Origin of the sequence: Legionella tunisiensis, from assembly GCF_000308315.1 — a bacterium.
Taxonomy (GTDB): domain Bacteria; phylum Pseudomonadota; class Gammaproteobacteria; order Legionellales; family Legionellaceae; genus Tatlockia; species Tatlockia tunisiensis.
The window spans coordinates 1-5565 of sequence record NZ_CALJ01000020.1 but is presented as its reverse complement, the minus strand read 5'-3'; the positions used below and the strand labels follow the sequence as shown (position 1 = coordinate 5565).

The following is a 5565-nucleotide window of genomic DNA, read 5'->3' as shown; positions in this document are numbered from 1 at the left end:
TTTGGCGGAAATCCGCCGTGAATATGGTGATTTAAACCTTGATGAAGAGGGCATTGAAGAATGCCCTATTACCCAATTTAAGCATTGGTTTGAAGAAGTGTTGTTATCAGAGAAGAGTGATCCAACAGCGATGGTTTTAGCTACAGTAGATGAAAAAGGGTATCCAGATTCTCGTGTAGTCTTGCTTAAAGGGTTAGATGAGGGAACCTTTATTTTTTATACGAACTACGAAAGCACCAAGTCGGTACAATTAAGCCATACTCCCTATGCCGCACTAAATTTCTATTGGCCTCAAATGGCTCGGCAAGTTCGAATTCGTGGCCGGGTAAAGCGTACTACTAAAAAACAATCGGATACTTATTTTGCGTCAAGGCCTGTAACTAGCCAACTAAGTGCAATTGCTTCACCACAGAGCCAGAAAATTTCCGATAGAAAAAGTCTCGAGTGCTCTCTTAATGAATTAATAGCCCAACATGGCCAAGAACCGATAGTCCGGCCAAGACATTGGGGAGGATATATCGTAATTCCTGATGAAATTGAGTTTTGGCAAGGACGAGATAATCGTTTACATGACCGGGTTTTTTATTACAAAAGCAAGGGGCAATGGACTCATTGCCGGTTAGCCCCATAATCCTCAATAAAATCAATGAATTGTTACTTTATTGTTATGAGGGTTTTTATTTTGTCAAGAAAGTGTAAAAAAATGCGTTTTCAAACACAAGGTCAACCTCTAGTCGTAGAATGAATATTAAGTGATACGTAAATCATGGCATTAAGAATGCATTTAGTTTAGCAGGAAGCTGAAAATTACTAGTTACTTTGAGGGACGTTAAGAGAGGGTACCAACATGAATGACACAACAGAGCTGTTACCACATATTAAACTGCGTTTTAATATTGAACATCCAAGTTTTGAAGAGTGTTATACGGATGGTTACGAATGTGCCCTGGCTGATATTCAGGAAGAAGAGAATCCTTTCAGTGAAGGGAGTCAGGAGTATTATCAATGGCTCGAAGGTTGGTGGGCTGGATTTTATGGCGAGAAACCACTGTTTGAGCTTACTGACGATGCCCTGATAAATGATGAACCAGTTGCAGCGAATGATCAATCTTATCAGAAACCTAATAGTTTGATAAATAGCCATTTTTTCGCCAATGTACTCAAAATTACGGGTGCAATAGCGGCTACAGCTGTGGTCGGTTACCAAGTGCTGGATCTGGTTGCTTAAGACGAAAAATTGCTACGTAAGTTCGACCTGAGAAATTAGCGTTATTTCTCTAGGTCGAATTAACGCACTTTGGCTGGCTCTCCTAAAAAAGACCAGGTTTTTTATGAGACAATAGTCATTTGCCGACAGAAAACATGCGCGTTTTTACGTCGATCACACTATTTAAATAATTTCAAAACCATGGATCGCATTCTGGCTAATTCTGCTGGATTAAATTCTTTATATATTGGGCTGCCAATATTGAGACAAACAGTGACTTGCTCACCAATTCCTTTCAACAGGTCAACACCTGACAATCTAAGCAGCTGGATGGCATCACTAATCTCGCATGCCCAATGATCAAAATAGTCCCTATTAGTAAATACAGGTAGAAGAAACCCACCGTTATTTTCTAAATATAATACCTCCGGCTGATCAGCCGCTGAGTTTTTATCAATTGGAATAATAAAATTCGCTTTGATGAACTCTAAATAAGCTTTGTTTGCTTCTTTAGAGTTGCCGGTCGCATCCAATGCATGTTTTATTGCTAATTCGAGATCATTCATTCACTTTATACCTGCTGAAAAAGAGGAATTATATCTAATTTTTATCTTAGTTACCGCTTGGTCGCGATTAAAAAATCGTTATTGATATATACAGTCTGTTAGAAAAATGGTAAGTTCTAGAATGCTCATTGTGTTGAAATAATTGCCGGCAACAGTATAATGCGGGTTAATCTTGTTTTTTATTAAACAAATCCCTATTTTTATTGTGCAACTAAGAGATTGATTTTAATTTCAATCAGGACGAAAATACTAGCTGAGTACTGAATTATGAATATGATAGTAATGTCTGAAAGTGATAAAGCAAGTCGCATAAATCAATTAGGTTTTGCATGGATTGTTTGGGGATTAGCAGCTGCATTTTATTTCTCTGACTATCTTGCGCGCGTAGCTCCCGGAGTTATGCACCGAAGCCTGCAAATAGATTTTGGAATCAATGAAGCGGGATTTGGCATCCTAACCGCTTCGTTTTACATTCCCTATATTTTGATGCAAATTCCAGTTGGACTTACAGTAGATCGTCTGAGTATTCGCGCGATTTTAACCGTCATGTCTTTAATCACCGCTCTGGGTTGTGGTATTTTTGGTTTGGCTGATGGCTTGATGATGGCTTCAGTAGGACGTATGTTGATTGGGTTTAGCGCCGCTTTTGCCTTTGTTAGCTCATTACGTTTAGCGACATCCTGGTTTCCTCCAGCCATGCTGGGCTTATTAGCTGGTTTAACTCAGGCACTCGGCATGTTAGGAGCAGCAGCGGGTGAAGCGCCCATTTCCTTTTTAGTTGCTAACGTCGGCTGGCGGCATAGCATGCTAATTATTGCCTTTTTATTTATTGCTCTTGCCGGTCTTTTATATCAGTTTGTCCAGGACAGACCTGGCACGAAGCGACGTGAAATCAAATACCAAGCAAGAGTAAGTATTTTAGATAGCTTGCGTATTATTTTGTCGCATCGCCAAACTTGGATAAATGCACTCTATGCGGGGTTTCTATTTGGACCTACTGCTGTTATTGGGGAAGCCATTGGCCCGGCTTATCTACAATATGGCCGTGGTTTGACTGCTCATGCAGCAGCGTTTGCAACAGGTTTAATCTTTATTGGCTGGGGAATCAGTGGTCCATTATCAGGTTGGTTGTCAGATAGAATGGGGCGTCGCAAGCCATTAATGATTTTTTCTGCCTTGTGCGGCATAGTTTTAAGTTCATTGTTTGTCTTTTATCCATCGTTGGATCAAACGTCAGCTTACCTTATTTTCTTTGCTTTTGGTTTGACTAATACTGGCGTAGCGATTGCCTATGCGGTATCGACTGAGATTCATGAAAGCAATGTTGTAGGTACTTCAATTGCCTTTACCAATATGATTTCTATTTTTGTTGGCGCACTCATGCAGCCTTTGGTAGGCCGTCTGGTTGACTTGGTATCAGGTGCTCGAGCATACAATGTTGAGTCTTTATTGCTGTCAGATTTTCAGGCTGGCTTGAAAATACTACCACTTTGCTCGCTCGTCGCTTTGATCCTGGCATTTGCAGTGAAAGAAACATATTGCAAGCCCATCCGTAAGATGCAGTAATTTTTAAATTCTATCTCTCGCCAATCGCCGTGTAATGCACGGCAATTGGCTCGGTTTTTTCCAAACGCAGTCTGGATTTCGTAGAAACCACGCCAAGTCACTACAATCGTTCGCCGGGTTCTGCTCCTGAAGTAGCGTAGCCAGGCAATCTATTTTGTTTAAGTCCATTGATATACGTATACTCTGTTTTTATTCGGATATTTCTTTGCTAGTTAGTGAATCTCGTGTTTTAATTATGACGGTAACCCTCTGCGGTGGTAGAGTTTCTTCCTCACCGCATAGGACGGACACTAACACGGAGATAATAATGAAAAAATTCACAGGATTAGTGGTTCTTATAGCCGCTCTAGTCCTCGGCTCTTATTATGGTATGGGTTATCTCACTGAGCGTAAGGTGAGAGAAAGCCTTAATATAGTCAATCAATCCAATGGGGTTGCTGCTGAAATTGTGCAGTACAAGCGTGGTTGGTTTACTTCTGAGGCTTCATTAGACTGGCGTTTACATGTTCCTGAGCGTGTAGTGCAAATCAATGGTAAATCCCAGACAGTTCCTGCTGAAGATTACCAAATGCAAATGCCGATTACCATTTATCATGGTCCCGTCATATTTTCAGATCGTGGCATAAAATTCGGTTTGGGGTTTGCTCATACTGTTTTAACTTTGCCAGGGCAGTATGCTGACAAATTTAATAACTTATTCTCAAGCCAATCTACTCAGCCAAAGTTGAATATGAGCTTTTTTGTAAATTATTTTGGCAATACAAGCATTGATACAACGTTGCCTGCCTTCAAGCTATTTGCTAAGGAAGGAAATGCGGAATTTGATTGGTTAGGTATGTCAACCTCAACCAGTGTTTCCTCTGATATGGGTGAAGTTGACGGTAGTATAGCCATAGATGGTTTGCATTTTACGAAAGATCAAATCAATACAACAATGTCGACTATTACTAGCGAGTACAATTTACACAAGACACCAACAGGCTTGTTCTTGGGTGATGCAAGTTTATCTTTCCCATCGCTTGTAGTCATGAATAAAGATACCAAGCTGCTTGAGCTAGGCCAATTCGATATGCGTTCTAACAGCGATATTGAAGAGGGTTTGTTTAGTTCACAATTTAAAACGTCACTAGAAAAAATAGTAGCTAATGGAAAAACTTATGGTCCAGGTAATTTAGAAGTAGCTATTAGAAATCTTGATGCAGATGTGTTAGCTAAATTGAATAATCAATTAAATCAGCTGCAACAAGGTACTGATACTCAACGCCAACAAGCTGTGTTAGCCATGTTGCCTGAGTTACCCAGGTTGTTTAGCAAGGGAGCTGAGTTTGAAATTTCAGAAATGAATTTTGTGATGCCTCAGGGTACACTTGAAGGTAACTTATTGGTTTCTCTGCCGAAAGGTGACTTTGGTAATCCCTTTGAACTCATGCAAAAAATTCAAGGCAACGGTAAGTTGAAAATCCCTTCTGCAGTTGTACAACAGCTTATGACAGAATCAATTAAGCAAAAGATGATGTCGCCACAGGCTAACCCAAGTCAGCAAGGTGTTGTTGATAAAGTACAGCCGCAAGCCAGTACTGATACGACTACTCAAGCAGCTACAAGCTCTGTAGATGTTAATGAGCAGGCTACCACACTTGCTACCAAGCAATTAGCTACATTGGTACAGAATGGCGTATTGACAGTACAAGGAAGTGATTATGTGATTGAAGTGAGTCTTAACCAGGGGCAATTATCGGTTAATGGCAAGCCTTTCAATCCAGCTATGTTGAAATTTTAATAGGCAAAATTGACTTATTGGAGTGAGCTTAGTTATTTTAAGCTCATTCAGTAATTCCTGATTTTTAAGTCAAATTTGCTAAGTCTGTACTTGTCAGGAATTGCTCAATTGGGTAAGATGCTGCTTTTAAAAGGAGGAGTTAATAAGAATGACAACAATCGGTAATGAGGCTGGGGATACTACTTCGTCGCTGGCTGCGAGTGTCACTCAATCAGTGCAGAAATATTTCACCGAGCTGAAGGGAACTGATCCTGTTGATCTGTACCAGTTTGTTCTTGAGGAAATTGAGACACCGCTATTTCGTGCCGTGATGGAGCATTGCAAATATAACCAATCACGTGCTGCAATTATGCTTGGAATTAGTAGAGGTACATTAAGAACTAAGCTGCGCCGTTACTTTGACGACAAATACGTAGGTACACGCGATTAAAAGTCTAGTTTGATTG

At 40.3% G+C, this 5565-nt stretch carries 6 protein-coding genes; 5 read left to right on the top strand and 1 reads right to left on the bottom strand.

Annotated features, from left to right (window positions below; genetic code table 11):
* The first annotated feature begins 1 nt into the window (after position 1).
* Positions 2-631: a pyridoxamine 5'-phosphate oxidase gene (gene pdxH / locus BN58_RS01345; RefSeq protein WP_026069178.1), complete on the top strand. Its 630-nt coding sequence runs from the start codon at positions 2-4 to the stop codon at positions 629-631.
* Positions 632-847: 216 nt separating this feature from the next.
* A complete protein-coding gene (locus BN58_RS01340) occupies positions 848-1228 on the top strand; it encodes a hypothetical protein (protein ID WP_019215293.1) in 381 nt (126 codons plus the stop codon).
* A 158-nt stretch (positions 1229-1386) separates the two neighbouring features.
* Here BN58_RS01340 and BN58_RS01335 read toward each other — a convergent pair whose 3' ends face one another.
* Entirely contained in the window at positions 1387-1773 is a 387-nt protein-coding gene (locus BN58_RS01335) for an SseB family protein (protein ID WP_019215292.1), read from the bottom strand.
* Between the two features lie 267 nt (positions 1774-2040).
* On the opposite strand from BN58_RS01335, the gene BN58_RS01330 reads away from it, so the two are divergent.
* From BN58_RS01330 to BN58_RS01320, 3 genes are all read left to right on the top strand, one after another.
* A complete protein-coding gene (locus BN58_RS01330; protein WP_040916004.1) occupies positions 2041-3339 on the top strand; it encodes an MFS transporter in 1299 nt (432 codons plus the stop codon).
* A gap of 307 nt (positions 3340-3646) precedes the next feature.
* On the top strand, positions 3647-5119 hold the full coding sequence (locus BN58_RS01325; protein WP_019215290.1) for a YdgA family protein: 1473 nt from the start codon (positions 3647-3649) through the stop codon (positions 5117-5119).
* 148 nt (positions 5120-5267) lie between these two features.
* On the top strand, positions 5268-5549 hold the full coding sequence (locus BN58_RS01320; protein ID WP_019215289.1) for a helix-turn-helix domain-containing protein: 282 nt from the start codon (positions 5268-5270) through the stop codon (positions 5547-5549).
* The last annotated feature ends 16 nt before the right edge of the window (positions 5550-5565 follow it).